Origin of the sequence: Streptomyces sp. DSM 40750 (genome assembly GCF_024612035.1) — a bacterium.
Taxonomy (GTDB): domain Bacteria; phylum Actinomycetota; class Actinomycetes; order Streptomycetales; family Streptomycetaceae; genus Streptomyces.
Genome location: NZ_CP102513.1, coordinates 6,390,551 through 6,416,753 on the forward strand (window position 1 = coordinate 6,390,551; position 26,203 = coordinate 6,416,753).

Sequence of the window (26,203 nt, forward strand, 5' to 3'; positions counted from 1 at the left end):
GTGTGCCAGGGCCGGCCGTCAGGGCGACCGGCGACTTCGTCGACGTGCTGTAGTCATCAGTCCTGGCGAGAGTCATCTGTCCTGGCGAGCGGGGCCGTTGCCGCCCCGGCCGCCGCGTCGCCGGTTCAGCAGCAACGCGATCAGCAGGCAGGCGAGGGCGGGGAGTGCGGCTCCGGTCGCGACGACGAGGGGGAGTTCGGTGACGAGGACGGTGTAGTCGGTGCCCTCGCCCTCGAAGCCGCCGCCTAGGTGTCGCCGGGTGCGGGACGAGGAGGTCCAGGCGATGCTCGCGGCCGTCGCGCCCAACGCCGACAGCGCACACCCACCGCATCCCAGCGCACTCTGCCGGTCGGGCCGCCGGCCCCGCCGCTCCCGCTGATCCGGTTCGTCCATGACGGCAGGGACGCGCCCCGTTCCGCCGTGGTTCTCCCGGCGGAACGGGGCGCGGCGCGACACCCGGTTGCGCGGTCAGGTCGTAAGGTCCCGCCGCCGCAGCCCCGCCAGCCCGCCCGCGACCAGCACCACCGCGACGCCGGTCAGCACCAGCACCGGCCCCCACTCCATCTCCCCGCCCGGCAGCTTCGGTAGATGCCCGAAGGGCGAGAGGTCGAGGACCGCCTGCGGAGCGTTGAGCGCCGGGCCGATCCAGCCGATCAGGAGGACGGCTCCGGCGAGGCCCCAGGCCGCCATCGCCGCCCGGGGGGTGAGGCCGTACAGCAGGACGGCCGCTCCGCCGATGACCCAGATCCCGGCGACCTGGACGAGGCAGGCGCCCAGGATCGGGCCGGCCTCCTTGCCGTAGCCGATGGTGAAGCCGAGGCCGGCGAGGAGCATGATCCAGGCGGAACCGGCGAAGGCGATGGTCAGGTGGCCGCCGGCCCAGCGCAGTCGGCTCACCGAGTTCGCGAGGAGCGGTTCGGCGCGCCCGGACGTCTCCTCGCCGTGCAGGCGCAGCACGGTGCTGACGATGTACAGCGCGGCGATCAGGCCGAGCATGCCGATCATCGAGGCGAGGAAGGCGTTCGTCAGGCCGGACTGGCCGCCCATGCGTTCGAAGATCTCGCGGGCGCTCTCGTTGTCGCCGACGAAGTCGGCCGTGCCCTCGGTCAGCCCGCCGTAGACGACTCCGGCGAGGAAGAAGCCGATGCTCCAGCCCAGGACACCGCCGCGTTGCAGCCGCCAGGCCAGTGCGCCGACCGTGCCCAGTCGGCCGGCCGCCGGTCCGGGCCGGGTCGGCAGGAAGCTCATGCCGACGTCGCGGCGCCCGGCGAGTCCGTACGCCACCACGCCCTGGATCACCGCAGCCGCCACGAACAGCAGCAGCACCCACCACCGCTCATCCGCGAACGAACGCTCGTTCTCCAGCCACCCCAGCGGCGACACCCACGTCAGAAGAGACGAACCATCGTTCTCGGAAGCGTCGCCGGCCGCCCGCAGCACGAACGCCGCGCCCAGCACCCCCGCCGTCAGCCCTCGCACCAGCCGCGCGCTCTCCGTCAGCTGGGCGACGACCGCGGCCATCGTCGCGAACACCATCCCGACGCCCGCGATCCCCAGCCCGAGGGCCGCCGCACCCGCGACGCCTTCTCCGGCCAGTCCGAGCGTGATGAGCGACGCCAGCCCGCCGTTCGCGACCGCCGCCGTGAGCAGGGCGGCGGTCAAGGACGCCCGGCGCCCCACCATCCCCGACGCGACGAGTTCCTGGCGGCCGCTCTCCTCCTCGTCGCGGGTGTGGCGGATGACGACGAGGAGGCTCATGACGGCGGCGAGGAGGCCGGCGTACACGCCGACGCGCCAGGCGGTCAGGGCGCCGAGGGAGTCGTCGAAGACGGGGCCGACGAGGGCGCGCAGCGACGAGTTCGTGGTCATCTGGTGCATGAGGTCGGTGCGTTCGGCGGCGGTGCCGTACAGGCTCTTCAGGCTGTTCGGCATGGACAGGACCATCAGCCCGGTCACCGCGACCCAGGCCGGGACCATCACACGGTCGCGGCGCAGGGCGAACCTCAACAAGGTCGCGGTACCGGCCAGTTGACGGCTCCCGCCGGACCGTACGGCGAAGGTGTTCGGGTTGGCGGTGTCGGTGGCGGCGGTAGTCATCGCGCGATCGCCTCTCCCGCCACGTCCGCGCCCGCGCCCGCGCCCGCGTCCGTGTCCCGTACGTCGTCCTGGTAGTGCCGCAGGAACAGTTCCTCCAGCGTCGGCGGGGTCGACGTCAGTGACCGTACGCCGGACTCGGTCAGGGAGCGCAGTACGGCGTTGAGTTTGTCGGTGTCGACCTGGAGGCGGACCCGGCTGCCCTGTAGGTCGAGGTCGTGGATGCCGGGGAGGTGGGCCAACCCGTTGGCGGGGCCGGAGAGTTCGGCCGTGACGCTCGTCCGGGTCAGATGGCGCAGGTCGGCGAGGGAGCCGCTCTCGACGGTGACGCCCTTGCGGATGATGCTCACCCGGTCGCACAGCTCCTCGACCTCGCTGAGGATGTGCGACGACAGCAGGACCGTACGGCCCCGGTCGCGCTCCTCCCGTACGCACCGCTGGAAGACCTCCTCCATCAGCGGGTCCAGGCCCGAGGTCGGCTCGTCGAGGATGAGGAGGTCCACGTCGGAGGCGAAGGCGGCGACGAGGGCGACCTTCTGGCGGTTGCCCTTCGAGTAGGTGCGGCCCTTCTTCGACGGGTCCAGTTCGAAGCGCTCGATCAGTTCGGCGCGGCGGTGGGTGTCGAGGCCTCCCCGCAGTCGGCCGTAGAGGTCGATGACCTCGCCGCCGGACAGGTTCCGCCACAGCGTCACATCGCCCGGTACGTACGCGATCCGGCGGTGCACCTCCACCGCGTCCGTCCACGGGTCGCGGCCGAGTACCTGCGCGGCACCCGAGTCGGCGCGCAGCAGGCCGAGGAGGACGCGGATGGTGGTGGACTTTCCGGCGCCGTTGGGGCCGAGGAAGCCATGGACCTCGCCGGTCTCGACGGTCAGGTCGAGCCCGTCCAAGGCGTGGGTCCGTCCGAAGGACTTGTGCAGTCCGGAGACCGTGATGGCCTTAGTCATGTTTCAGAACGTACGCTTACTTCAGAAATTTGTGAAGTTAAGGAAGCGTATGAATCGCCGGTAGACTCGGCGGTGGTGTCTGACCAGGGGATATCGCGGGGATACCGAGGGAGTTGATCCAGGGATGGCGGATTCGAAGGCCGGGGCAGAGGCCATGGGGCGCGACCCCGAGGCGGTCTCCCGTTTCGTCGAGAGCTTCGCGGCGCAGCTCGTCGAGGCCGGGATGCCGCGTATGCCGTCCCGCGTCTTCGCCGCGCTCCTCGCCTCCGACACCGGCGCGCTGACCTCCGTCGAGCTGGGCGAACAGCTCCGGATCAGCCCGGCGGCCGTCTCCGGCGCGGTCCGCTATCTCGCCCAGGTGCACCTGGTGTCACGCGAGCGCGAGCCCGGTTCGCGCCGTGAGCGGTACCGCGTCCACAGCGAGCAGTGGTACGAGGCCCTCACCAACCGCGAGGCCATCATCAAGCGCTGGGAGGAGGCGTTGCGCGAGGGTGTCGCCGGCCTGGGCGCCGACACCCCGGCCGGCCTCCGCCTCGCCGAGACGCTCGCCTTCTTCGAGTTCATCGAGAAAGAGGTCGAGGCGATAATGGGCCGCTGGCGCGTCCACCGCGAGGAGACGTTCGGCCGGGGCTGACCGGCGGACGGCGTCGGCTCCCCTACTCGCCTTCCTTCTCGGCCGCCGCGCCCGGACCCGTGCCCGTGTCCGCTGCCGCCCCCGCACCCGCCCCCGTCTCCGTACGGCTCGCCAGGCGCTCGTAGCGCTGCCTCGCCGCCTGGGGAGTCTGGAGGCCGAGGCCGAAGGCGATCTCCGGCCAGGTCATGCCGCGACCTCGGGCCATCTCGAGGAGGCCGACTTCCAGTTCGTCCATCTCGCCACGGGCGAGGGGGATGAGGGTCAGCGCGGCGGTGATGTCGGCGCGGTCGATCTCGGGTTCGCCGTCGTCAAGGAGGGCGGCGCCGCTGAGCAGGTACGAGACCAACCTGATCGCCTCGTGCGGACCGAGGACATGCGGGTGGACCTGGCGGCGGCGCTGCTCCTCCGTGGCCGCGTGCCGCTCGGCGATGCGGAACAGGGACGTGTAGACACGCTGTGCCCGCGCCTCGTCCGCGCTCGGCGGTGAGAAGGGGTCGGGGGCGGTGGACTGCGAAGGTGTCGACGACATGCGGCCAGCATCGAATGCAAACACTATGTTGTCAACGGCTTATTGCTTCCCTCTGGTTGTTCTCCGTCGTCGGCTCTGTCGTCGGCGACAACTGCTCGGGGAAGGTCACGCCTGTCAGTTCCTCGGAGACGGTCCACAGGCGGCTCGCTGTCTCGGGGTCGCTGGCTTGGGGGGAACGGCCGACGAGGGTGGGGCTGCCGCGCCATCCGCCGAGGCCGTCAGGGCCGACGTAGGAGGCGCCGGGGAGGTCCATGACGGCGGCGTACAGCGTGGGCAGCGAGCCGGCCACGCTGTCCTGGGCCAGTAGGCCCCCGAGGCGGGCACCCGCCCGGTACAGGACGTTGGCGCCGTGATCCCCGAGGTGGGTGCTGGACAGGCCCGGGTGCGCGGCCATGGCGCGGACAGGGGAGCCCGCGAGGCCGAGCCGGCGCTGGAGCTCCAGCGTGAACAGCAGGTTGGCCAGCTTGGACTGGGCGTAGGCGGTCAGCGGCTGGTACTCGCCCGTCAGGTTCAGGTTCTCGAAGTGGATGCGCCCCGGCTTGTGCGCGTTGGACGCCACGGTCACCACGCGGTCGGTGACGTGGGGCAGGAGCAGGTTGGTCAGGGCGAAGTGGCCGAGGTGGTTGGTGCCGAACTGCGTCTCGAAGCCGTCCTTGGTGGTGCCCTCGGGGAGGTTCATGACGCCGGCGTTGTTGATGAGCAGGTCCAGGTCGCCCTGCCATCCGTCGGCGAACCGGCGGACCGACGCCAGGTCGGCCAGGTCGAGCGGGCGGACCTCCACCGTGCCGCGCGCCCCGCTGACGGTCGCGGCGGCGGCCTCGCCCCGGCGGGGGTCTCGGACGGCGAGCACGACATGCGCGCCGGCCCGGGCCAGCGCGTCGACGGCGGAGAGGCCGATGCCGCTGTTGGCACCGGTGACGACGGCGGTACGGCCCGTCAGGTCGGGGATGCGGGTGGCGCTCCATTGGTTCGTCTTGTTGGTCATGGAGCCAATGTATGCACCGATCACAATGTAGTCAACGCTCACTATGTAGATGGTGCTCACACTCGGATACGCTGCAAGACATGAAGTGCCGCCCTTACCACCACGGAGATCTCCGCACCGCTCTACTGGTCCGCGCCGAGCAGGCGCTCCAAGAGAAGGGGCCGAGCGCGTTGTCGCTGCGCGAACTGGCCCGTGACATCGGGGTCAGCCCCGCCGCGCCCAGCCGCCATTTCAAGAGCAAGCAGGCGCTGCTGGACGCGCTGGCGTTGCAGGGGTTCGACCGTCTGGCGGCCGCGCTGATCAGCGCCCGGACGGAGGCGGGGGAGTCGTTCGCCGAGCGGCTGACCCTCATCGCCCGCGCCTACACGGAGTTCGCGGCCGCCAACCCCGCCCTGCTGGAGCTGATGTACTCCGTCAAGCACGACCCCACGGCCTCACCGGAGTTGGCCAAGGCCTCGCAGCATCTGCCGGCCCTCGCCGACCAGCTGATCGAGGACGGGCAGCGCCGGGGCGAGGTCCGCGAGGGCCCGGCGGACGAGATCAGCCTGCCGGTCGTGGCCGCACTGCACGGCTACGCCACCCTCGCGATCGTCGAAGGAGTCCCCGCCGACAGAATCGAACGGGGCCTGGAGGACATGGTGGCCTTCGTGCTGCGCGGGTGCGCACCGTAGCGGACCCGCGCCCCTCGCTCCCGTCAGCGCTGCCCGCCCCCCGCTCCCGTCACCGCCGGCCCCCGAACTCCCACGCGTGCGCCTCGACGTCGGCGTACCGCTCCCCGGCCAGTACGGCCCGAGCCGCGTCCCCGTCCGGGGCCCGGACCAGCGCCGCCGTACCCAGCCAGGCCATGCCGTCGTCGGACAGCAGCGGCCCGTACGCGATCAGGTCGTCCCGCCACGCGGCCGGTACGACGAGGTCGGCGGCGTCCCCCGAACCGGAGCCCCGGCCGAGGCCGAGCACCAGGTACCGCCGGCCGTCGCTCCGCCCACCCGGGAAGTCCCACATCGTGCGGCCGAGCAGGTTCCGCCACCGGCGCAGCAGCACGTCCCGGTACACGCCCGCCTGCTGGTTGGGCTCGTCGAACGCGAACGCCCGCGCCGCGGCGGGATCCGGCAGGTCGACGATGTGCACGCTGCCGGAGGGTGTCTCACCGTCGCCCGCGAAGGTCGGGCCGCGAGCGATCAGCTCCTTCGTGTACCCGTCCATGTACGACCAGTGCGACTCCAGCAACTCCTCGCGCAACTTAACGGAGTCGGGCCGGTCGCGGTGTAGCAGAAGAACTCCATACCGCCAGACTCTCCAACGCACGGCGCGGTCTCAACGTACTTTCGTGATACGGCCCTTCGCGATACGGCACCTCGCGACGCGGTCCTTCGCGATACCGGAGGCGCGCGGGCATGGTCAGTCGGAGGCGTTCCGCCGCGCCGCACTCGCGGCCTTCCTGGCCGCGCGGTGTCGCTTCCCCAGCCGCATCGACTGGAGGCAGGACACACCCTCCCTGCGACAGGCATCCATGCAGCCCACGGCATGGTCGAGCCAGTCGCTGAACGTGGCCATCACCGGATCGAGCGGCGGATCACTGCCCGGCCGTGTCGTCGGTTCGTCGCTCATGCCGTACGCCCCTCACCCAGGTACGCCCTGACGTACGCCCGCACCATGTCTCCCTCGTCCAAGTCCAGGCCGTCCGGCGGTACGGCACACGCGGGCGCCCTGGTCGGCCGCCGTTCCCAGCAGGGTTCGCGGGGCAACAGCGGCAACCACCGTCCGTAAGTGGCCCGGTACCGTTTCGACCGCGCCGCCCAACGCCGCCAGCGCGCCCGGTACGGGCTCAGCGCGGCCACCGAGTTCAACGCGACCGCCCCGCAACGACGAAGTACGCCCACACGCACTTCGTGAACGGCCGCACCTCATGCCCCCACCGCTCCGCGAGCCCGGCGACGAGGACGAGGCCGAGCCCGCCGTCCCCCTCCGGCCGCTCCGGCTCCGGGCCACTCTCCGTCCGCAGCGCGGGCACCTTCCCCTTGTCCGGGTCCGACACCTCGACCAGCAGCCCACAGCCCGGGTCGAGAGGGCCACCTCGACCTCCGCGAGCGTCACCCGACAGTGCCGTACCGCATTGGTGACCAGCTCTGTCGCCACCGTGGCGATGTCGTGGGCGAGTTCACCGTCGATGGCCCAGTCCTTGAGAATCCGCTGCACCTGGGCGCGGGCCTCGGGGACGTCTCTTCTGCGCTTGGAGATGCGGAAGGAGTCGCGGCGTGGGGTGGGTACGGGCATGGCGGGAGACCCCCTGACGATTCGTCAAGACCGCGCGGCTCAGCGCCGCGCGCTTCGAAGCTAGGGGCAAATTCGAGACCTCTGCAATGCAGACGACTGAATACATGCACGCGTGTCACTCGATGGTGTGATGCGCTCCTAAAGTTGACGCCCGGCGTGGGATCGTTGCCGGAGGAGAGGGGAGGACCCATGCCCGCAGGTGGACGGCCGACTGTGCGCAGCAGGCGTCTGGGTTCGGCGCTCAGGCACTACCGGCAGGCCGCGAAGCTGGACCAGCCGCAGGCCGCCGAGGTCATTGCGTCGAGCCAGGCCCGGATCAGCCGAGTCGAGAGCGGGCACGCGACGCCGCGCGTCATCGAGGTACGGCTGCTGCTGGACGCGTACGACGTCACGGACCCGCAAGTCCGGGACAAGCTGGAGGACTTGGCCAAGCACTCGAAGAGCCGCGGTTGGTGGCTCGAACATGCGGCACACCTACGGCCGGACTACCTCGACCACATCGCGTTGGAGGACGACGCGACCTACATCCGGGATTGGCAGTCGGTTCTGGTTCCGGGGCTGTTGCAAACTCCGGCCTATACGCAGGCGGCCATCGAGTCGGGCCCCATCTATGTCGTTCCCGATCAGCTTGCCCAGTTGGTGAAGGTGCGAGAAGAGCGACAGGCCAAGATCGAGGAGGGCGGGGCGACGTACACGGCCATCCTCTGGGAGGCGGTCGTCGCGCACCCCTTGATGGGCGTCGAGATTCACCGGGAACAGTTGTCCGCGATCCTTGAGGTCGGCAAGCGGAAGAACGTAACCGTGCAGGTGCTGCCCTTCAGCGCGGGGGCGCTGGCGGCATCGACCTCCGCCTTCTGCGCGTTCAGCTTTGACGCGGACCCAACAGTCGAAGCGGTGACGCTGGAGAATCTGAGGGGAACGTCAGTCCTTGAGGGGGCAGAGGATCTCACCGCTTACTCGAACGCGTTCGACCAACTACGATCGGCGGCACTGGCGCCGGACGCGAGCGCGAAGCTCATCCGGAGCGTACTGCGGAGCATCTAGGAAGACGCATCGTGACCGAGGTTATAGGCCCCTTCCGGAAATCGTCCTACTCCGGAACACAGAGCAACTGCGTCGAGGTCGCCCCCACAACCACCGGCGGCCTCGCCATACGCGACACCAAGAACCCCCACGGCCCCCTCCTGCTCCTCTCTCCCAACGGCTGGCACACCTTCCTTGCTGCCGCCAAAAACCACCCCCTCGACCGCTGACAACGGCGTGGCCATGCTCTTGAGGGATCAGGCAAGCAGTATCGAACTGCGCCCGCTGAGCTATCAGTTCTCCGCGGCCCGGGGCGACGTGTACGACGACAACTGGCTGGTCGTCACCGGCGCGGTGACGACCCCCGAGGGCAGTTGGTCCTTCACCGATCCATGTCTGTTGATCGATGAAGCCCGTCAGGTGGCCGCTTGGCTGCGCGCTGTGGCTGCGGGGACGGTGGCTGTGACCGGGCCTGACCCGGAAGACGAGTCGTTGTCCCCGGACATGTGGTTCACCGAGCCGGTCCTGGCCTTCAGCCTCGCCGATCGAAGCGAGGACGGGGCGGTGATTCGCGTTCACCTGTCGATGGAGGCGACACCGCCCTGGCAGCAGGGTGGTGACAGGCCGGGCATCTACCAGTACTTCGTGGAGGTGCGGGTCGATACGGCCGCCCTGCTGGACGCGGCGGACCAGTGGGATCTCGCCCTGACTCCGTTCCCGACCCGCTGATCGGCGCCGGGCCCGGCGCCGTTTGACGGGCAGGGGAAACCCGTCAGGAGTAATTACAGATACTGCGGCTAATCCGCGCGGATTAATGTGGAGAGGTCATCTCCCCGAGGGATGCCCTGTGCCGGAACCCCGGCTCGATTGCGGCGAGCCGGGGTTTCCGATGCTGCGGTGAAGGGCTGCCCCTGTCCGTTTCGGATTCGGTCGCGTCAGTTGTTCCCGTTGTGCCCGTGGTGTTCGTCGACCACGCGGAAACTGCCCACGATGGCCCCAGGCAGAATTGGCGGCGCCGGGGTGATCGCGGTGGCTGAGCTGCGAGGGCCGACCGTGGCAATGGGAGCACCGTTGTCGCAGGTGATCCCATTGAAGAATTCGACGGTCTTGTCACTTTCGTTTCGGATGTTGAAGCTGTTGGCGCCGAGCCCGGGGGCGACCACGGGGTTCGCGTTGACCACAACGATGCAGGACCCCGGATCGGCGGCATACGTGCGCTCGTTGATCATGATCCGGCCGTCGTGCCGGTGGTTTTCCCGGCTCTCGCCTCGGCTCTCGCCTCGGCTCTCACCTTGGCTCTCACTGCGACCCTCGCCCTTCTTCGACCCGCCCCAGCTGTGGCTCGACCCCGCGTCGGCGGTGGCATTCGACCCGGCGTCGGTGCCGGTTCCGTTGCCGCCGCGTGGAGGCGGAAGGGGGGCGGCGTCCTTGGTGACCGAGGAGGACTCGGGGGCTGACCCCAGGGTGGAGCTGGCGTAGGTGACGCCGGTGGCGGCCGCGACCGCCACGCCGACGGAGGCGGCGATCACCGTGATCTTACGAGTGCGCAATGCACTTCCCCTTCTCTTCGTTCTCGTCGGCAGGATCTGCCGACGAGAACGAACGTAATGACGGCTATTTCTGCTGTCATTTCGGAGAGGTCCGGGGTGAGGTGAAAAATAGGACTGAACGGCCGTATGGAAGGTCGCTCCGTCGAGTGACCGGCAGGCCCCCTGACGGGCCATCAAAGTAGGGGAATGAGCTGGTATTTCTAATGAATTGGGCCGCCACACCCGAGGGAACTGACGTGTCGTCACCCCCTTGGAGGTGCCGTCGGCGGAACTCCACCCCTGATTGCCCGTCAGTCCGCCCCCGGTGACTGCGGTCCTCCGGGGGCGGGAGAGCTGACGGATCCTCAAGAGCGGGAGCAGCTACCGCTCCTTCGTCTCCTCCAGCACCGTCCGCCCCAGCAGTGCGTACCGCTCGGGCGCCCGGCGCTTCAGGTACTGGGCGTAGGCGATACCGCCCACCGCGACCAGGGCGACGATCCAGGGGGTGGCCCGCAGGACGAAGGAGTCCGACTCAGGACCGGCCGCGACCCCCATGTTGGACACCAGCAGCACGACCACCGCGAGCATCGCCACGCCGCCCACCAGCGGAGCGACCAGCGTCCTGAACCAGTGGCGGCTCTCGGGGTGGTGGGAGCGGAAGTAGGCCAGGACGGCGAAGGAGCAGACGGCCTGGACGACGAGGATGGCCATGGTGCCGAGGATGGCGAGAAGGACGTAGGTACCGGTGTACGGGTCCTTGTCGGCGACGGCGAACGCGAGGAGCAGGACCCCGCTGACGACGGTCTGGACGAGGCCGGCGATGTGCGGGGAGCCGTGCCGGGGGTGGGTGCGGCCGATGGTCTGCTGCAGACCCGGGACGGCGCCCTCGCGGCCCAGCGCGTACAGGTAGCGCGCCGCGCAGTTGTGGAAGGCCATGCCGCAGGCGAGCGAGCCCGTGATCATCAGCCACTGCATCACCACGACCGCCCAGTGGCCGACGTACTGCTCGGTGGGGTTGAAGAACAGCGCGAGCGGGTTCGAGGAGGAGGCGGCCGCCACGGCCTCGGCCTCGCCGTTGCCGATGATGGCCATCCAGGAGACGAAGACGTAGAAGACGCCGACGCCCAGGACGGAGATCATCGTCGCCTTGGGGATGATCTTCTTCGGGTCGCGGGACTCCTCGCCGTACATCGCCGTCGACTCGAAGCCGACCCACGACCAGAAGGCGAAGAAGAGGCCGAGGCCGGCGGACGTGCCCTGGAAGGCGTTGACCGGGTTGACCGGGCCGAAGGTGAAACCGTGCGGGCCGCCGCCGTGGAGGGCGACGGAGATCGCCATCGCCGCGAGGATCGTCACCTCGGTGGCCAGGAGGACCACGAGCAGCTTCTCGGCCACCGACACGCCGAACCACGTGCCCATGGCGTTGATCGCGAGCATCAGGATCGCGAAGGTCCACCACGGGATGTGCGCCCCGGTCTGGTCCTCCAGGGTCGTCGTCGCGAAGACCGAGAAGATGCCGATGAGAGCCGGTTCGAAGACGACGTACGCGAAGGTCGCGAGCAGTCCGGAGGCGAGGCCGACGGTGCGGCCGAGGCCGTAGGAGATGAAGCCGTAGAAGGCTCCGGTGGAGGTGATGTGCTTCGCCATCGACGTGAAGCCGACGGAAAAGATCGCCAGGACAACCATTGCGACGAGGTAGCTGGCGGGTGCCCCGATGCCGTTGCCGGACGAGACCATGAAGGGCACGTTGCCCGTCATCGCGGTGATCGGCGCGGCCGTGGCGACGGCCATGAAGACCACGCCCAGCAGGCCGATCGCGTTGGGCTTGAGCCGGTGAACGGTACCGTCCCCGCCGCTGCCCGCCTCTGGTGCCTCAGGGGCAACGCCCTCTTGTACTGCCATCGGGTGGCCCCTTCCTGGATGCCGTGATCGTGCCGCGCACTGCCGCATGGACCTGCTGGACCGGAACTCTCTAGCCCGAATGAGTCGGCCAAGACTCTCGACGCGTTAAATGTTTGTCAACCAGACCTTTAGAAATCCTCGGTGCGGAACGGCTCGGTTAACTCTCCGGCGGACCGTGGACCGGACGGTGGGTGCCTCCGTACGGTCGCCGGCATGAGGACGTATTCCGCCACCCTCGGCGGCCGGACGTACACCTACGACGGCCTGCCCGCCCTCCTGGCCGCCGCGAGTCCCGAGCGCTCGGGGGACCGGCTGGCCGGGCTCGCCGCCGAGTCCGCGCGGGCGCGGGTCGCGGCGCGCTGTGCGCTGGCTGAGGTGCCGCTCACCACGTTCCTCGCCGAGCCGGTGATCCCGTACGAGGTGGACGACGTCACCCGGCTCATCGTCGACACGCACGACGCCCTCGCCTTCGCGCCGGTGGCGTCGATGACGGTCGGCGAGTTCCGGGAGTGGCTGCTCTCGCCGGCCGCCGACACGGCCGCCCTGACCGCGCTCGCGCCCGGGCTCACGCCCGAGACGGTCGCCGCGGTGTCGAAGCTGATGGGCAACGCCGACCTGGTGGCCGTCGCCCGCAAGGTCCGGGTCGTGACCGCCTTCCGCTCGACGATCGGCCTCCCCGGCCGCCTCGCCACCCGCCTCCAGCCCAACCACCCCACCGACGACCCCGCCGGCGTCGCCGCCGCCCTTCTCGACGGACTGCTCCTCGGCTCCGGCGACGCGGTCATCGGCATCAACCCCGCGACGGACAGCCCGAAGGCCGTACGGGACCTGCTGGAGCTTCTGGACGGGGTCATCCAGCGGTACGCCATCCCCACCCAGTCCTGCGTCCTCTCCCACGTCACGACGAGCATCGACCTCATGGAACGGGGCGCGCCGGTCGACCTGGTGTTCCAGTCCATCGCCGGGACCCAGGCCACCAACGCCTCCTTCGGCGTCACCCTCGCCCTCCTCGACGAGGCGTACGAGGCGGCCAGGGCCCTCGGCCGGGGCACGGTCGGGCAGAACGCCCTCTACTTCGAGACCGGACAGGGCAGCGCGCTCTCCGCCGACGCGCACCACGGCGTCGACCAGCAGACGGTCGAGGCCCGCGCGTACGCGGTCGCCCGCCGCTACGACCCGCTTCTCGTGAACACGGTGGTCGGCTTCATCGGCCCGGAGTACCTGTACGACGGCCGCGAGATCCTCCGCGCCGCCCTGGAGGACCACTTCTGCGGCAAGCTCCTCGGCCTGCCCATGGGCCTCGACATCTGCTACACGAACCACGCGGACGCCGATGACGACGACATCGCGACGATGCTGACGATGCTGGGCGTGGCGGGGGCGTCGTTCGTCATCTGCACCCCCGGCGGCGACGACATCATGCTCAACTACCAGTCCGCCTCGTACCACGACGCGCTGTACCTGCGCGAGGTCCTCGGGCTGCGCCCGGCACCGGAGTTCGAGGAGTGGCTCGCGCGGATCGGGCTCCTGGACGACGGCGACGGCAACGGCGGCGTCCGGGACGTCACGGGCAAGGCCCACCCCCTGATGGCGATCGGCAAGGAGCTCACGGCATGACGGAACCTCTACGGCCCGACCCGGGTGACCGCCGACTGGCCGTGATGGTCAGGGCGTTGATGGCCGACGGCCCCGTCGCCGATCCCGCTGTCGATCCCGTCGCCGACCTCGCCGTCGATCCCGCGGCCGGCCCCGCCCCGGAGCTGTGGACCGCGTTGCGCCGGCACACCCAGGCCCGGATCGGGCTCGGCCGCGCCGGTACCGCGCTGCCGACCCGGCACCGGCTCGAACTCCAGGCGGCCCACGCGGCGGCGCGGGACGCGGTGCACTCGCCCTTCGACCCGGACGCGGTGGCGGCGGAGCTGACGGGCACGCCGACGATACGGGTCCGCAGCGCCGCTCCCGACCGCACGGCCTATCTCCGGCGCCCCGACCTCGGCCGCCGCCTGCACCCCACCGACCGGGCGCACCTGCCCCGCGAGGACTGGGACGTGGTGTTCGTCGTCGCCGACGGGCTGTCCAGCCGCGCGGTCCACGAGCACGCGGCGGCGGTGATCCGCGCGACCACCGGGCGCCTGGCCGGCCTGCGGATCGCCCCTGTCGTCCTCGCCGAACAGGCCCGTGTGGCCCTCGGCGACGACATCGCGCACGCCATGGGCGCCACCCAGGTCGTCGTCCTCGTCGGCGAACGTCCCGGCATGTCCGCCGCCGACTCCCTGGGCGCCTACCTGACGCACGCCCCGGTACCGGGCACCACCACGGACGCCGACCGCAACTGCCTCTCCAACATCCGCCCACCGCTGGGCCTGTCGTACGAGACGGCCGCCGCCAAGCTGACCACGCTGATGCTCCGGGCACGGGAGCTGGGGCTGACCGGGGTGGGGCTGAAGGACGAGTCGGACGGGCTGGAGAACGTGGCGGGGGCGGGCGGCGCGGAGAACCCGACGGGGTCGGACGGCGCCGAGAACCCGACGGGGTCGGACGGTGCCGGGTCGCCGGCTCCGGCGAAGTGAGCGCCTGACCGTACGGGCGGCGGCGATGCGCGCCCCGCGGCGGGGCCGAAGAACCGCCTCGGAACCGCCTCAGAACCGCCTCGGAACCGCCTTCACTCCGGCAACGTCAGCCCCCAGGCCCCCTCCCGCACCGTCCACGTCCGCGTCCGCACAGGCCCCGCCACCAGGGAATCCGCCCGGTAGCGGAAGTCCGCGCCCGACACGGTCACCCGGTGGCCGATCGCGTGCAGCGGGGCCGCCTCGGCGCCCACCGACACCGGCCGGACCTCGACGTCGGCGCCGCCGTCCGTGCCGGGGGTGATGGACACGCCCTCCACGGGCTGGTCGAGGTCGACGAGCATCACCCCGTCCACCTCCACCCGCAGCCGCGAGGGCCCGGCCCCGGCCCCGCCCCCGGTGGCGACCCATATGCGCGGGCGCGGCGGACGGGACGCCCGCGCGGGCCGCGTCGACAACGTACGGACGAGGGACTGCGGCCAGGCGCGCAGCCACGAGTGATGGCCGGCCGAGGAGCCGTCCCCCGAGGCGCCGCCGCCTGCTTCCGCGCCCGCGCACGTGCCGGCCTCCGCGTCGGCCGGATCCTCCGGTTCGGGAGGCGCCGCACCCGGCAGCACCGGTATCCGCAGTGTGCCCAGCACCACCCCGTCGCTGTCGTCGACGAGCAGGTCGAGCCGTCGCTCGACGCCGTCGAGGGCGGCGCGGGCCGCCGCGACGGCGCCGGTGGGCACCCCGAGGGAGCGGGCGAGCCCCAGGGCCGAGCCCACGGGGATCAGCGAGAGGGCGCACGCCGCCAGCTCCCGCTGCCGATGCAAAAGAGCCACGGTCCGCAGCAGCGCGTGGTCGTCGCCGATCACCACCGGCCGCCGGGAACCGCGTCGCGAGAGCGCTCGCGCGAATTCCTCGGGCCCCTCGGGAAGGCACACTTTCGTACTCGCCGCACCCGCGCTGAGCACGTCTTTCGCGATCCGAACGGCCTCGCCGTCCGTGCGTCGGGCTCGGGGGTCGATGACCACGAGGAGCTGGTCGGGAGTCGCCACCTCGGTCCTGCCTCGCTTCCTCGGGTAGCATCTTTGTGCAAGAGCCCCTTGCGCTATTGCGCCAGGGGCTTGGTCTATTCCGGGGCATCCGGGTCCACAGTTCGCGACCAACGGCGGTCGCGGCGCACGCGGCGGACATGAGCCACCGCGTACGCCCCCGACCTTGGACATGCCCCGCCCGGAAGGGGTGTACGCGCGTGCCCGCACTTGTGCTGCTCGGTGCTCAGTGGGGTGACGAAGGTAAGGGAAAGGCGACGGACCTACTTGGTGGCTCCGTCGATTATGTGGTGCGCTACCAGGGCGGCAACAACGCCGGCCATACGGTAGTCGTGGGCGACCAGAAGTATGCCCTCCACCTCCTCCCTTCCGGGATCCTCACTCCGGAGTGCACTCCGGTCATCGGTAACGGCGTCGTCGTCGACCCGTCGGTCCTGCTCTCCGAGCTGAGCGGTCTGAACGAGCGCGGCGTCGACACGTCCAAGCTCCTGATCAGCGGCAATGCTCACATCATCACGCCGTACAACGTGACCGTGGACAAGGTCACGGAACGTTTCCTCGGCAAGCGCAAGATCGGCACGACGGGCCGTGGCATCGGCCCGACCTACGCCGACAAGATCAACCGCGTGGGCATCCGAGTCCAGGACCTGTACGACGAGTCGATCCTGACGCAGAAGGTCGAGGCGGCCCTCGACGTCAAGAACCAGCTTCTCACCAAGCTCTACAACCGCCGCGCGATCGCGGTGGACCAGGTCGTCGAGGAACTCCTCGTCTACGCCGACAAGCTCGCCCCGTACGTCACCGACACGATCCTGGTCCTCAACCAGGCTCTCGAGAACGACAAGGTCGTCCTGTTCGAAGGCGGCCAGGGGACCCTGCTGGACATCGACCACGGCACGTACCCCTTCGTGACGTCGTCGAACCCGACCGCCGGCGGCGCCTGCACGGGTGCCGGCGTCGGCCCGACGAAGATCAGCCGGGTCATCGGCATCCTCAAGGCGTACACGACCCGCGTGGGCGCCGGTCCGTTCCCCACGGAGCTCTTCGACGAGGACGGTGAGGCGCTGCGCCGGATCGGCCGCGAGCGGGGCGTCACCACCGGCCGCGACCGGCGCTGCGGCTGGTTCGACGCGGTCATCGCCCGCTACGCGACCCGCGTGAACGGCCTGACCGACTTCTTCCTCACCAAGCTCGACGTCCTCACCGGCTGGGAACAGATCCCGGTCTGCGTCGCCTACGAGATCGACGGCAAGCGCGTCGAGGAACTCCCCTACTCCCAGTCCGACTTCCACCACGCCAAGCCCGTCTACGAGACCCTCCCCGGCTGGTCCGAGGACATCACCAAGGCGAAGTCCTTCTCCGACCTCCCGAAGAACGCCCAGAACTACGTCAAGGCCCTGGAGGACATGTCCGGCGCCCCGATCTCCGCGATCGGCGTCGGCCCCGGCCGCGACGAGACGATCGAGATCAACTCGTTCATCTAGTCCGTCGCTCCCATCCGCGAGGCGGTCGACCCGGTGACGGTGTCGGCCGCCGTCGCGTACCCGCGACGGCGGCCGGATGGTCTGACTAGTCTGTCCGCCATGAAGGAGACGGGATGCTGCTGAGATTCAGGGTGGCGAATGTCAGATCCCTGCGCGACGAGCAGGAACTGTCGTTCGTCGCACCGGAGGGCTCCGAAGGGGATCACACGGCGGCACGCGAGGTGACGCTCTCCGACGGCCGGCGCCTGCCCGTCCACACCGTTCTCGGCGTCTTCGGAGCCAACGCGTCCGGCAAGTCCAATGTCATCACCGCGCTGAAGAACATGCGCCACGCAGTACTGCGCTCCTATGCCGAGTGGACCTCCTACGACGGCATCCCACGCGACGAGTTCGCCCTCGACCCGAAGGCGGCGGCTGAGACCACGCTGTACGAGGCGGACTTCTTGCTCGACCGTGGCATCCGTTGGACCTACGGCTTCGAACTGGGACAGCGGCAGGTCGTGACCGAATGGCTCTACGCCTACCCCAAGGGCCGTCGCCAGGTGTGGTTCGAGCGGGACGCCTCCCGTGAGAAGGAATTCGAGTTCCCCGCCGAACGGCTGCAGGACCGCGCCCATCTGGCCCGTACCACCCGTCAGGACGCCCTTCTGCTCACCCGCGCCGCCAACGACGGGCACGAACAACTCACCCCTGTCTTCGACTGGTTCAAGAACAACCTGTGGGACGTCACGCCCGAGACCGAGCGCGCCCAGCGCGAGGACTACACGGCGATGCGGCTGCTGGAGAGCGAGGACTTCCGGCGGCGGGCCGAGGAACTGCTGCGTGTCGCCGATCTCGGCATCGCCGGTGTCGAGGTCGAGCAGTCGTCGTCCGGGCGGCCGGCGGTACGGCTCGTCCACGCGGGCAGCGGTGAGCGGATGACTCTGGACTGGACTTCGGAGTCGTGGGGAACCCGCTCGTGGTTCGCGCTGATCGGGCCGCTCCTGCTGGCTCTGGACACCGGTGCGGTCCTGCTGATCGACGAACTCGACGCCAGCCTGCACTCTCGCTTCGTGGCGGAGGTCGTACGCCTCTTCCAGGCCTCCTGGGTGAATCCGAAGGGCGCTCAGCTGGTGTTCACCGGGCACGATCCATCCCTGTTGCAGACACCGAGCGGCGGCAGGCTTCTGCAACCGGGGCAGATCTGGCTCACCGAGAAGGACGAGCGGGGCGCCACCGAACTGTCGTCGGTCGCCGAGTGGGAGCCGACGGAGGAAGAGGACCTCATGGCCGCGTATCTGGCGGGGTCTTTCGGCGCGGTGCCGAAGGTGTCGGAGGGCCAGATTGGACGACGGCTGCTGCGTACGGACGAGACGGCGCATATGGAACGGGCGGAGCGGACGGAGGCGGAGGGGGTCTGATGGCCAGGCCGAGGGGCGGGGACAGAATCACCCCCAAGAAGGGCGGCACGAGGGGCCGCACGGATCGGGATCGTCAGGTGTACGTCTACACCGAGGGCGCGGTCACCGAACCTGAGTACATCGACATCATCGTCAAGAACGGCGTCTGGAACCGGCCAGATCGCAAGGCTCAGTACCACATCGCGAACGCGAACGCCGAGGGCAAGCACCGCAAGCCGCACCAGATGGTGAAGGAGGCCGTCGGTACGCGGCGCAAGGTCGAACGGGAGGCCAAAGCAGCGGGCTTGAAGCCGTACAAGGTCCTTAAGAACGGGACCGAGCAGGGCGACTGGAACTGGCCACAGGTGTGGGTGATCTTCGACCGGGACGATCACCAGGGCATCCCGGAAGCCATGAGCCTGGCTGACGAGGAAGGGATCCGGGTCGCCTACTCCCACCCCTGCTTCGAACTGTGGCGGTTCCTGCACTACACCAACTACACCAGCACGTTCAGCGGCGTCTGCGGCGACGCCAACAGCCGTCTGCGATCGCGCCCCGGCTTCGCGGCGACGTACGGGCCGGGTGTGCACAGGGTCTCGGAGCAGGAGTCGAAGCACATGCGTAAGGACCAGGTGCTGAGCAAAGACGGGCACCGCTACGAGTCGGCCAAGAAGTATGCGAAGAAGATCAACGACGGTCACTCCTCATCCAACCCCAACGCCTGGGACCCGTACACGAACGTCTGGAGTTTCGTGGAGCAGGGACTGCTTCTCAGCGGCTACTAGGTCGCGTGGACGTACGCGGCAGAACGCCGCCCACACCGGGGCGGTGCCCCTTGCCGGCTGTCAGTATCGGATCACCAATCAGGGAGCCCGTACGTGGCCAGACTCACGCTCGATCAACTGGAGCGCCACATCCTCGCGGCGGCGGACATGCTGGGCGGCACCATGGACGTCGCCGAGTACCGCGACTTCCTGTTGGTGCTGCTCTTCCTGAAGCGGGCGAACGACGAGTTTGAGGCGGCGCGTGAGCGGATCATCGCCGAGGAGCTGGCGTCGGGCGCCACGCGCGAGGAGGCTGAGAAGGAGGCCGACGAGCCCGCCCGGTACATGGCCCGCAGGGTTGTGTACGTGCCCCGTGCGGCTCGCTGGGAGCGGCTGGCCGGCGCGGTCGATGACGTGGCGACGAGGTATCTCCGGCCCGCGCTGGACGAGTTGGAGAGCCAGAAGGGCAACGAGCGGCTGCGCGGCCTGTTCGGGCACATCGACTTCAGCCGGGTCGGTGGTTACGGCCCCTCAGCAGCCAAGGCGGCCGACAAGCGGCTCGCCTCGCTCATCGGCCACTTCGACAGCCTGCGGTTGGGCGCCGAGGACCTCGAATTCCCCGATGCCATCGGCGCCGCATACGAGTACCTCTCCAAGGAATTCGCCGATTCGGCGGGCGCCAAGGGCGGCGAGTTCTACACCCCGCGAGCCGTGGTCCGCATGATGGTGGAGTTGGCGCGCCCCCAGGAGGGGCAGAGCGTGTACGACCCGTGCGTGGGCTCCGGCGGAATGCTGATCCACGCCAAGGAGTACGTCGAGGAGCATGGCGGCAACGCCGAGAACCTTGTCCTGGCCGGTCAGGACGCCAACAACGGTTCGTGGGTCATGGCCACGATGAACATGCTGCTCCACGGCGTCCGCGATTTCGACCTGAAGGTCGGCGACACGCTCACGACCCCGCTCCACCTGGACAAGTCGTACGACCTGGTCTTGAGCAATCCGCCTTTCTCCATGGACTACAGGGCCGAGGACATCAAGGACCTCGAAACGCGGATGCCGTACGGCCGGACGCCCGAGAGGGGCAAGGCCGACCTGATGTTCCTCCAGCACATGCTGCACATGGTGGAACGGCGTGGCGGCTCCGTCTTCACCGTCATGCCGCACGGTGTGCTGTTCCGGGAAGGCGAGGAGGGCAGGATCCGGGCCCGGCTGATCGAGGCCGACCTGCTGGAAGCGGTGATCGGCCTGCCGGCGAACCTCTTCTACGGGACCGGGATCCCGGCGTGTGTGCTCGTGCTTCGTGCGCCGGGCACAAAGGACTCCGCGCGGCGCGACAAGGTTCTGTTCATCAACGCCGACCGTGAGTTCCACGCCGAGCGTGCTCAGAACGTGCTGCTGCCGGAACACACGGAGAAGATCGTCTCCACCTTCCACGATTTCGCCGAGGTGGAGCTGTTCTCGCGAGTCGTGAGCCGTGCGGAGCTGGAGGCCAAGGGCCACAACCTCAACATCCGCCGGTACGTGGACGACACGCCATCGCCTGAGCCCCAGGACATCAGGGCCTACATGCAGGGCGGGATGCCGGTCGCGGAGATCGAGGCGGCCGAATCCCTTCTGGGGGCGTACGACCTCGAAGTGACTGACCTCTTCGCCGTACGAGCCGACGACCCCGCCTACGTCGACTTCCTGCCGGGGAGCGAACGGCAGGACAGAGCCGGTCTCGCCCAGTCGGCGAGCGGACAAGAGGCGAAGCTGTGGGCTGCCTTCGAGGAATGGTGGGCATCGAAGGCGGACCGGATCGCGGCACTGGAACCGTCTGAGAGCGTCGGCTGTGGGGAGAGCGAGCGCAAGGTACAACTAGCCCGTATTCGCACTGACTTGATGGACTCCTTCCGGGCCCGGCTGCTTGCTGTCGGCCTGCTGCCTCGGCACGCGCTCGCTGGTGCGGTGGCCGACTGGTGGCATGACACGAAGAACGAACTCCAGGTTCTGTCGGTCTTCGGTCTCGCGGGTGTCGTGGATAGCTGGGTTGCATCGGTCGAGGCAATGATCGCGCCGGAATCGGCCTCGCGCCCAGGCAGGACCGCCGGCCGCACGGCGGAGGTACGGGAGCTGGCGTACGGCCACAAGGTGGTCGCGGCCATCGTCCCGGACTTCCTGGACGAGCTGAGGTCCGCGAAGACAGCGGACGCCGAGCTGGAAGGGGAGTGGAGGAAAGCGCAAGAGGCGTTGGCGCAGGCTCAAGCGGATGCGGCAGCGGAAGCGGAAGCCTTGGAGGAAGGCGCCGAATCCGGTGAGACCGGCCCCGGGGCGGCGACTGTGAGCACTGCCGAAGCCGAATTCCGTTCGCTCAAGCGGCAACGGGCAGCGTCCAAGAAGACGATCAAGACCCTGGAATGCGACTTCCGGCCACGACTGGAACGCGCGCGTGATGCGCTGGCCGCAGTCAAAGGAGAGCGGGATGTCGTTCTCGACGTTCTGCGGAAGGGCCTGGCGACCCGACTGGAGCGTCTGGTCGCCGGAAGGCGCCGCGAACTGGTCCGGGTCTACGAGCGATGGGAGGAGAAGTACCGGCTTTCCTTCCGCGAGATCGAGTATCAGCTGTACGGCACTTCGGCGGGCATAGCCCAGAACAACCCCTGGTCCCAGAGCCGTGCCTGGAACTTCACGGCGGACAACGCGCGGACCGCCTCCGGCCGACAGGAGATCGTGGCCGCCGTCCACGAGCTGATCGATGCCGAGAAGAAAGCAGAAGCGGAACTGGCCAAGCTGGAGTTCGACGAGTTGGCCGCGCCACTCGCACTGTTGGAGCCCGGAGCGGTGGGAGAAGGCCGTGTGAAAAGGCTGCCGCTGCGACAAGTCCTCGTATCGGCGCGTACCGGGCTCCCGCCACGTGCTCGCGTGACCGCCGATGGGATCCCGGTGATCCGTCCGGCCAATCTGACGGAGTCAGGACTCGACCTCGACCCGTCCCGGCTCAATCGTCTCGACACGGTGGCCGATGTCGGCGCACTGCTGCAAGACGGAGACGTCCTGCTGTCCGCGGTGGCTGTGAACGAGGTCTTTCGAGCCGCGGCATGGCAAGGACAACTGACCCGTGCCACGTTCGGGTCCCATGTCATCTGCCTCAGACCTCGCGCGAATCTGTTGTCGCCTCACTACCTGACGGCATGGTTGCGACTACGTCATGCCCGACGGCAGATCTTCAACGTGGCACGGACATCGGTGGGCGGCATCACAGTCCTCAACGCCGGTCGTCTGCTTGACGTGGAGATGGAACTGCCCGGCCGTACGGAACAGGAGGATCTCAGCCGCAGATTGGCGGAATTGCGCGAGAAGACGGCAGTACGGCATCGCCAGCTCGCGAAACTACGACTGATCAGGAAGGCGTTGACAGACGTCCTCACTGGCTGACCGTGTAATTGAACAGGTGCGGGCCATGGCGGAGCGAAGCAAGCCATTCGGGGCGCTCCTGAGATGGCATGTTCTGTCGGGTCAAAGCATTACGGATACCGAATCGTCCGCCACATGCACGGATGCGTCTTGGAAAGGTACGGTCCAAGAGTGAACGGCGGAGAGGGGAAGGCTGATGGCAGCCAGGAAGCCTCCGACCGAGCGGCAGCGGCGGTTGGGTGCGGAGCTGCGCAAGATGCGTGAGCAGGTCGGGCTGTCGTTGACCGGGGCTGCGGCACTGCACGGCACGGACAAGACGACCATCAGCAACACGGAGTCGGGCCGCTTCGGTGTCAGCGCCGACCGTGTTCGGGTCTGGGCAGGCAACTACTCCTGCCCAGACGGGAAGTACGTCGACTCGCTAGCCGAGATGGCGAGGGAACGCCGGGTGGGAGGCGCCCACTGGTGGGACGAGTACAGGGATCTCCTCACGCCCACCGCCCTGGACCTCGCGGAACTGGAGCATCACGCTGTCGCGCTCCGGGGGGTCCAGATCACCCATTTCCCGGGACTCCTGCAGTACGAGGACTACATCCGTGCCATCTTCAGGGAGTCCGTGCCGCCGCTGCCCCCGGAGGACGTGGATCGAAGAGTCGCCTTTCGGATGAGGCGGCGGGACTTGCTCGATCGGCCACGACCGCCGGAGTGCACCTTCCTCATCCATGAGGCGGCTCTGTGTATGCGTTTCGGCCCCGACAGCGTGGTTCGGTCCCAACTGGAGCACGTGCTGAAGTGGTCCGAACGGGAGTCCGTGACGATCCGAGTCATTCCCTTCGCGGCGGGCAGCTACCCCAGCTCGGGGAGCTCCTCGACCCTGTACGCCCATGGTCCGGTCCCGCAGCTCGATACGGTGCAAATCGATGCCCCAACGGGCTCGACGTTTCTGTACTCGGACACCCACTTGGCCAGCTACCGCACGGTCGTGGAACGCATGGAGCAACTCGCGCTGGGGCCTGACGCTTCGCGGGACCTCATTCGCGAGACGCTACGGCGCCTGTGAGAGCGTGAGACGCATGGACATACGGTGGTGTAAATCCTCGTTCTCGGAGATGGGTGACAACTGCCTTGAGATCGCCTCGTGTAATGGCGACGTACTCATGCGCGAGAGCGACGAGCCGGACATCGCGATCGCGACCACCTCCGAGCGGTTCCACTTGTTCTTGAGCAGCCTCAAGGTGGGCGCGTTCGGCCGGCTGCCGTGAGTGACCTTTCGTAAGCGGGGTCCTCGCGCACCAGGGTGAGGGGCGGTGTGGCAGTCCAGTGCGGCCCCGTGTAGTTCGAGTGTCAGGGTGCGGCATATGCCAACTCCACCCAACGAGTTACAAACGTTGAGAACTCAGCAGGGTTGTCGCTACGGTCGTAGCACTCGCCGCTGCCAAGTCGGTTGCGGCGGGTACGAAAACGCCCCGGCGGTGTCGTTACCACCCCGGGGCCCGGCCAACGCCTACTGGGAGCGTCAGCATGCCCAAGCCTATCCGGCTTGCCCTGCAACGAACACTTGTCCTTGTCCTCGCTCTCCTGATTCCGGCCAGCGGCAGTCGCCGCCGACGCGGCCTCCTGAGACCCACCCCGGTGTACCCGCGCACCCTCTCCGGCCTCAGGCTGCTCATCCGCCGTACCGCCCCGCCCGAGATCCTTCCCGCCTCCACGGCGAAGCCCCGGACCGCTGTCCGAACCGCCGCCCGCCCCCTACTCGACGACCCCAGCCCCCTCGTCCGCCCCTACCTCGTCGCCCACGAACGGCATCGGCGGCAGCAGGAGCGCCGGACCGCGCTCGTGCTCGCGCTCGACGGCATCGACGTAGGGCCCTGGGTGATCCACGGTCACCACATCGGCACCCCGGTGGGCACCCTGGCGGGGGTGGCTGTCTGATGAGTACGGCACGAAGCGCACAGCCGAGCGCCCGGGTCCAGGTCAGCCGCGTACCCAGCAAGCCCGTGCGGAAGGAGGACGACGGAGCCTTTTCCATCGACCTCTGGCTGCGCCGGGACGGGGCCTTCGACTCCGACGTGGCGCTGCGGCTCACGCCCGCCGAGGCCGAGGTGCTGCACGCCCAGCTCTGTTACGCGCTCGACGACGACACCGTCACCGTGATCGTTCCGGAGACGAGCGTGCCTGACTGCCGGAAGGGAGCCCTGGGGAAACGGCGTCGGTGATGTGCGCCTGAGATTCACCGGCATCGGCTTCCCGGGCAGTACACGGGTGACGTGTGACATGCCTGGGGAGCCGATGCCGTTCCTGAATAAACAGTCGGAACCAAACAGAGGCCAGAGGCTTGCGCGCGTTACAGTCCACTTACGCCTTGCCGACCTCTCACCACCGAGGTCATCCGAGCCACCGGACACAAGGAGATGGCAACGTGAGTGCCCAGTACGCCGAACCCGGCGACGCCCCCGTGATTCCGCGCCCGGAGCGTACTCCGGCGGCCTTGCGTGCGGCGTGCGCCATCGTCGCCCCCCACCTCCTCCCCGCCTATGACCAGGCCAAGGACCAGGCCCTCGCCGCAGCGCTGGAGCACGACTCGGTGAAGCCCGTCCACGCCTACCTCGCGCACTGGGCTGCCCTGATCGAGATCGAGCGGTATCCCGAAACCGCGAAGGCGTACCGCCGCGCGGAGTACCTCGCCCAGATCGCGATCACCCCGGGCGAGGCGCGCGACCATCTCACTACCGCGAGTGGCATCTACCGTGATGCGGCCGAGGCGGTGCGTGGCGCGTGAGCTGGGAGTGGGAGTACGTCCCGGACGAGGAGACGGTGGCGGCCGGTGCGCCACCCACGTTCCTTGCGGAGGTCGAGAAGAAGGCCGACGAACTCGTCAGAGCCGCCGAAGCCCTGTATCTGCACGGGCCTGGGTACCAGGACGCCGACGAGGGGGCGAAGCACGCGTTCGTGAACGGCGGCTTCTTCGTCTACATGATCACGCCGCGCTCGGAACTCGTCTCCATCTGGCAGATCACACTCGATCCCGACCCGCATGTCTGACCTCCCAGCCGACTTAGCTGATTTCCGCCAGTCGGCGTTCAAGGCTGTTTTTCGTGGCCGCCGCTCGCGGGTCGTCCTAGTCGGTCAGCAGCCTCAGCGCCTCCGCCCAGTGCCTGCGGGCCGCCTGCGGGTCCTCGTCGAGCAGGGCCGAGCCCAGGCCGTCCAGGGCCAGGGCCTCGTGCCAGGCGTCGCCGAGTTCGCGGTGGGTGGTGGCGGCCTGGCGGTGGAAGTCGGCGGCTTCCGGGTGGCGGTCGAGACGGCGGTGGACCTGGCCCGTACGGTGCCACGCGAACGTCTGTGTGCTGCGGTCGCCAAGGTGGAGTTGGAGCGTGGCGGAGCGTCGGTAGGAGATCAGGGCCTCGGCGAAGTGGCCGGCGGCCTGCTGGGCGTCGCCGAGAGCGAGCAGCCGGTAGGCCTCCAGACGGAGGTTGCGGAGGCCGAGGGCGATGTCGACCGCTGCCTGGGCCGAGATCAGGGCCGCCTCGATGTCGCCCTGTCCAAGTAGTCCGCTCAGCAGGCGCAGGATGTTGCCGGTCGGACGATGTTCCTGGTCTTCGACATGACGGACACCTCCGACATGCCCGCGATCGCCGAGCCCTTCTTCATCCAGAGGGGCTGCG

At 69.0% G+C, this 26,203-nt stretch carries 28 protein-coding genes and 1 pseudogene; 18 read left to right on the forward strand and 11 right to left on the reverse strand.

Annotated features, from left to right (window positions below):
- Nucleotides 1-72: 72 nt before the first annotated feature.
- From JIX55_RS28545 to JIX55_RS28555, 3 genes are all read right to left on the reverse strand, one after another.
- Nucleotides 73-393 (reverse strand): hypothetical protein, encoded by a 321-nt coding sequence (locus tag JIX55_RS28545; RefSeq protein WP_257566116.1) that lies wholly within the window; start codon nucleotides 391-393, stop codon nucleotides 73-75.
- A gap of 75 nt (nucleotides 394-468) precedes the next feature.
- Nucleotides 469-2,097, reverse strand: a complete 1,629-nt coding sequence (locus JIX55_RS28550; RefSeq protein ID WP_257566117.1) for an ABC transporter permease — start codon at nucleotides 2,095-2,097, stop codon at nucleotides 469-471.
- A complete protein-coding gene (locus JIX55_RS28555; RefSeq protein ID WP_257566118.1) occupies nucleotides 2,094-3,041 on the reverse strand; it encodes an ABC transporter ATP-binding protein in 948 nt (315 codons plus the stop codon). Before JIX55_RS28555 ends, JIX55_RS28550 begins: the two co-directional genes overlap by 4 nt.
- A gap of 124 nt (nucleotides 3,042-3,165) precedes the next feature.
- Between JIX55_RS28555 and JIX55_RS28560 the strand changes: the two genes are divergently transcribed.
- Nucleotides 3,166-3,675, forward strand: a complete 510-nt coding sequence (locus JIX55_RS28560) for a GbsR/MarR family transcriptional regulator (protein ID WP_257566119.1) — start codon at nucleotides 3,166-3,168, stop codon at nucleotides 3,673-3,675.
- A 22-nt stretch (nucleotides 3,676-3,697) separates the two neighbouring features.
- Here JIX55_RS28560 and JIX55_RS28565 read toward each other — a convergent pair whose 3' ends face one another.
- Nucleotides 3,698-4,204 carry a DNA-binding protein gene (locus JIX55_RS28565; protein ID WP_257566120.1) on the reverse strand — a complete coding sequence of 169 codons (507 nt, stop codon included), beginning with the start codon at nucleotides 4,202-4,204 and terminating at the stop codon, nucleotides 3,698-3,700.
- Between the two features lie 31 nt (nucleotides 4,205-4,235).
- The gene (locus JIX55_RS28570) at nucleotides 4,236-5,189 is read right to left on the reverse strand and encodes an oxidoreductase (protein WP_257566121.1); all 954 of its coding nucleotides are present in this window, start codon (nucleotides 5,187-5,189) and stop codon (nucleotides 4,236-4,238) included.
- An 80-nt stretch (nucleotides 5,190-5,269) separates the two neighbouring features.
- Here JIX55_RS28570 and JIX55_RS28575 point away from each other — a divergent pair, with 80 nt between their 5' ends.
- Entirely contained in the window at nucleotides 5,270-5,860 is a 591-nt protein-coding gene (locus JIX55_RS28575) for a TetR/AcrR family transcriptional regulator (protein ID WP_257566122.1), read from the forward strand.
- A gap of 49 nt (nucleotides 5,861-5,909) precedes the next feature.
- Here the strand turns inward: JIX55_RS28575 and JIX55_RS28580 are convergent.
- The 3 genes and pseudogenes from JIX55_RS28580 to JIX55_RS28590 form a co-directional block, all read right to left on the reverse strand.
- Nucleotides 5,910-6,472 (reverse strand): annotated as a pseudogene (locus JIX55_RS28580) (YciI family protein).
- A gap of 115 nt (nucleotides 6,473-6,587) precedes the next feature.
- The gene (locus JIX55_RS28585; protein WP_257566123.1) at nucleotides 6,588-6,797 is read right to left on the reverse strand and encodes a hypothetical protein; all 210 of its coding nucleotides are present in this window, start codon (nucleotides 6,795-6,797) and stop codon (nucleotides 6,588-6,590) included.
- Between the two features lie 235 nt (nucleotides 6,798-7,032).
- Nucleotides 7,033-7,224, reverse strand: coding sequence for a hypothetical protein (locus JIX55_RS28590; protein ID WP_257566124.1), 192 nt, complete (start codon nucleotides 7,222-7,224; stop codon nucleotides 7,033-7,035).
- Between the two features lie 428 nt (nucleotides 7,225-7,652).
- On the opposite strand from JIX55_RS28590, the gene JIX55_RS28595 reads away from it, so the two are divergent.
- The 3 genes from JIX55_RS28595 to JIX55_RS28605 are packed head-to-tail and all read left to right on the forward strand — an operon-like array spanning nucleotide 7,653 to nucleotide 9,215.
- Complete coding sequence (locus tag JIX55_RS28595) at nucleotides 7,653-8,507, forward strand: helix-turn-helix domain-containing protein (protein ID WP_257566125.1); 855 nt, start codon at nucleotides 7,653-7,655, stop codon at nucleotides 8,505-8,507.
- 11 nt (nucleotides 8,508-8,518) lie between these two features.
- Nucleotides 8,519-8,716, forward strand: coding sequence for a DUF397 domain-containing protein (locus JIX55_RS28600; protein ID WP_257566126.1), 198 nt, complete (start codon nucleotides 8,519-8,521; stop codon nucleotides 8,714-8,716).
- Between the two features lie 13 nt (nucleotides 8,717-8,729).
- Complete coding sequence (locus JIX55_RS28605) at nucleotides 8,730-9,215, forward strand: WapI family immunity protein (RefSeq protein ID WP_257566127.1); 486 nt, start codon at nucleotides 8,730-8,732, stop codon at nucleotides 9,213-9,215.
- Nucleotides 9,216-9,421: 206 nt separating this feature from the next.
- Here the strand turns inward: JIX55_RS28605 and JIX55_RS28610 are convergent, their stop codons facing one another.
- Both JIX55_RS28610 and JIX55_RS28615 read right to left on the reverse strand, forming a co-directional pair.
- Nucleotides 9,422-10,015, reverse strand: coding sequence for a hypothetical protein (locus tag JIX55_RS28610; protein ID WP_257566128.1), 594 nt, complete (start codon nucleotides 10,013-10,015; stop codon nucleotides 9,422-9,424).
- 381 nt (nucleotides 10,016-10,396) lie between these two features.
- Nucleotides 10,397-11,917 carry an APC family permease gene (locus JIX55_RS28615; protein ID WP_257566129.1) on the reverse strand — a complete coding sequence of 507 codons (1,521 nt, stop codon included), beginning with the start codon at nucleotides 11,915-11,917 and terminating at the stop codon, nucleotides 10,397-10,399.
- Nucleotides 11,918-12,130: 213 nt separating this feature from the next.
- Here JIX55_RS28615 and eutB point away from each other — a divergent pair, with 213 nt between their 5' ends.
- Nucleotides 12,131-13,534 (forward strand): ethanolamine ammonia-lyase subunit EutB, encoded by a 1,404-nt coding sequence (gene eutB / locus JIX55_RS28620; protein WP_257566130.1) that lies wholly within the window; start codon nucleotides 12,131-12,133, stop codon nucleotides 13,532-13,534.
- Nucleotides 13,531-14,487, forward strand: a complete 957-nt coding sequence (gene eutC, locus JIX55_RS28625) for an ethanolamine ammonia-lyase subunit EutC (protein WP_257566131.1) — start codon at nucleotides 13,531-13,533, stop codon at nucleotides 14,485-14,487. Before eutB ends, eutC begins: the two co-directional genes overlap by 4 nt.
- 92 nt (nucleotides 14,488-14,579) lie before the next feature.
- Here eutC and JIX55_RS28630 read toward each other — a convergent pair whose 3' ends face one another.
- Entirely contained in the window at nucleotides 14,580-15,524 is a 945-nt protein-coding gene (locus JIX55_RS28630; RefSeq protein WP_257566132.1) for an acylglycerol kinase family protein, read from the reverse strand.
- A gap of 197 nt (nucleotides 15,525-15,721) precedes the next feature.
- Here JIX55_RS28630 and JIX55_RS28635 point away from each other — a divergent pair, with 197 nt between their 5' ends.
- The 11 genes from JIX55_RS28635 (at nucleotide 15,722) to JIX55_RS28685 (ending at nucleotide 26,088) form a co-directional block, all read left to right on the forward strand.
- Complete coding sequence (locus JIX55_RS28635) at nucleotides 15,722-17,005, forward strand: adenylosuccinate synthase (RefSeq protein ID WP_257566133.1); 1,284 nt, start codon at nucleotides 15,722-15,724, stop codon at nucleotides 17,003-17,005.
- Nucleotides 17,006-17,118: 113 nt separating this feature from the next.
- Nucleotides 17,119-18,405, forward strand: a complete 1,287-nt coding sequence (locus JIX55_RS28640) for an AAA family ATPase (protein WP_257566134.1) — start codon at nucleotides 17,119-17,121, stop codon at nucleotides 18,403-18,405.
- On the forward strand, nucleotides 18,405-19,169 hold the full coding sequence (locus tag JIX55_RS28645) for an RloB family protein (protein ID WP_257566135.1): 765 nt from the start codon (nucleotides 18,405-18,407) through the stop codon (nucleotides 19,167-19,169). The genes JIX55_RS28640 and JIX55_RS28645 overlap by 1 nt, the downstream gene beginning before the upstream one ends.
- Nucleotides 19,170-19,262: 93 nt before the next feature.
- A complete protein-coding gene (locus JIX55_RS28650; RefSeq protein ID WP_257566136.1) occupies nucleotides 19,263-22,562 on the forward strand; it encodes an N-6 DNA methylase in 3,300 nt (1,099 codons plus the stop codon).
- A gap of 175 nt (nucleotides 22,563-22,737) precedes the next feature.
- Nucleotides 22,738-23,601 (forward strand): Scr1 family TA system antitoxin-like transcriptional regulator, encoded by an 864-nt coding sequence (locus JIX55_RS28655; RefSeq protein WP_257566137.1) that lies wholly within the window; start codon nucleotides 22,738-22,740, stop codon nucleotides 23,599-23,601.
- A 13-nt stretch (nucleotides 23,602-23,614) separates the two neighbouring features.
- Nucleotides 23,615-23,803 (forward strand): DUF397 domain-containing protein, encoded by a 189-nt coding sequence (locus JIX55_RS28660; RefSeq protein ID WP_257566138.1) that lies wholly within the window; start codon nucleotides 23,615-23,617, stop codon nucleotides 23,801-23,803.
- A gap of 259 nt (nucleotides 23,804-24,062) precedes the next feature.
- Nucleotides 24,063-24,473, forward strand: a complete 411-nt coding sequence (locus JIX55_RS28665) for a hypothetical protein (protein ID WP_257566139.1) — start codon at nucleotides 24,063-24,065, stop codon at nucleotides 24,471-24,473.
- A complete protein-coding gene (locus tag JIX55_RS28670) occupies nucleotides 24,473-24,757 on the forward strand; it encodes a hypothetical protein (RefSeq protein WP_257566140.1) in 285 nt (94 codons plus the stop codon). The genes JIX55_RS28665 and JIX55_RS28670 overlap by 1 nt, the downstream gene beginning before the upstream one ends.
- Nucleotides 24,758-24,960: 203 nt before the next feature.
- A complete protein-coding gene (locus tag JIX55_RS28675) occupies nucleotides 24,961-25,320 on the forward strand; it encodes a DUF6247 family protein (protein ID WP_257566141.1) in 360 nt (119 codons plus the stop codon).
- Nucleotides 25,317-25,583: a hypothetical protein gene (locus tag JIX55_RS28680; RefSeq protein WP_257566142.1), complete on the forward strand. Its 267-nt coding sequence runs from the start codon at nucleotides 25,317-25,319 to the stop codon at nucleotides 25,581-25,583. Before JIX55_RS28675 ends, JIX55_RS28680 begins: the two co-directional genes overlap by 4 nt.
- Before the next feature lie 109 nt (nucleotides 25,584-25,692).
- Nucleotides 25,693-26,088: a hypothetical protein gene (locus JIX55_RS28685; RefSeq protein WP_257566143.1), complete on the forward strand. Its 396-nt coding sequence runs from the start codon at nucleotides 25,693-25,695 to the stop codon at nucleotides 26,086-26,088.
- Nucleotides 26,089-26,203 lie beyond the last annotated feature (115 nt).

Excerpts from the sequence above, each read along its gene's own strand:
- JIX55_RS28545 (WP_257566116.1), bottom strand. The coding sequence starts at position 393 with ATGGACGAACCGGATCAGCGGGAGCGGCGGGGCCGGCGGCCCGACCGG.
- JIX55_RS28550 (WP_257566117.1), bottom strand. The coding sequence starts at position 2,097 with ATGACTACCGCCGCCACCGACACCGCCAACCCGAACACCTTCGCCGTA.
- JIX55_RS28555 (WP_257566118.1), bottom strand. The coding sequence starts at position 3,041 with ATGACTAAGGCCATCACGGTCTCCGGACTGCACAAGTCCTTCGGACGG.
- JIX55_RS28560 (WP_257566119.1), top strand. The coding sequence starts at position 3,166 with ATGGCGGATTCGAAGGCCGGGGCAGAGGCCATGGGGCGCGACCCCGAG.
- JIX55_RS28565 (WP_257566120.1), bottom strand. The coding sequence starts at position 4,204 with ATGTCGTCGACACCTTCGCAGTCCACCGCCCCCGACCCCTTCTCACCG.
- JIX55_RS28570 (WP_257566121.1), bottom strand. The coding sequence starts at position 5,189 with ATGACCAACAAGACGAACCAATGGAGCGCCACCCGCATCCCCGACCTG.
- JIX55_RS28575 (WP_257566122.1), top strand. The coding sequence starts at position 5,270 with ATGAAGTGCCGCCCTTACCACCACGGAGATCTCCGCACCGCTCTACTG.
- JIX55_RS28585 (WP_257566123.1), bottom strand. The coding sequence starts at position 6,797 with ATGAGCGACGAACCGACGACACGGCCGGGCAGTGATCCGCCGCTCGAT.
- JIX55_RS28595 (WP_257566125.1), top strand. The coding sequence starts at position 7,653 with ATGCCCGCAGGTGGACGGCCGACTGTGCGCAGCAGGCGTCTGGGTTCG.
- JIX55_RS28605 (WP_257566127.1), top strand. The coding sequence starts at position 8,730 with ATGCTCTTGAGGGATCAGGCAAGCAGTATCGAACTGCGCCCGCTGAGC.
- JIX55_RS28615 (WP_257566129.1), bottom strand. The coding sequence starts at position 11,917 with ATGGCAGTACAAGAGGGCGTTGCCCCTGAGGCACCAGAGGCGGGCAGC.
- eutB (WP_257566130.1), top strand. The coding sequence starts at position 12,131 with ATGAGGACGTATTCCGCCACCCTCGGCGGCCGGACGTACACCTACGAC.
- eutC (WP_257566131.1), top strand. The coding sequence starts at position 13,531 with ATGACGGAACCTCTACGGCCCGACCCGGGTGACCGCCGACTGGCCGTG.
- JIX55_RS28640 (WP_257566134.1), top strand. The coding sequence starts at position 17,119 with ATGCTGCTGAGATTCAGGGTGGCGAATGTCAGATCCCTGCGCGACGAG.
- JIX55_RS28645 (WP_257566135.1), top strand. The coding sequence starts at position 18,405 with ATGGCCAGGCCGAGGGGCGGGGACAGAATCACCCCCAAGAAGGGCGGC.
- JIX55_RS28655 (WP_257566137.1), top strand. The coding sequence starts at position 22,738 with ATGGCAGCCAGGAAGCCTCCGACCGAGCGGCAGCGGCGGTTGGGTGCG.
- JIX55_RS28660 (WP_257566138.1), top strand. The coding sequence starts at position 23,615 with ATGGACATACGGTGGTGTAAATCCTCGTTCTCGGAGATGGGTGACAAC.
- JIX55_RS28665 (WP_257566139.1), top strand. The coding sequence starts at position 24,063 with ATGCCCAAGCCTATCCGGCTTGCCCTGCAACGAACACTTGTCCTTGTC.
- JIX55_RS28670 (WP_257566140.1), top strand. The coding sequence starts at position 24,473 with ATGAGTACGGCACGAAGCGCACAGCCGAGCGCCCGGGTCCAGGTCAGC.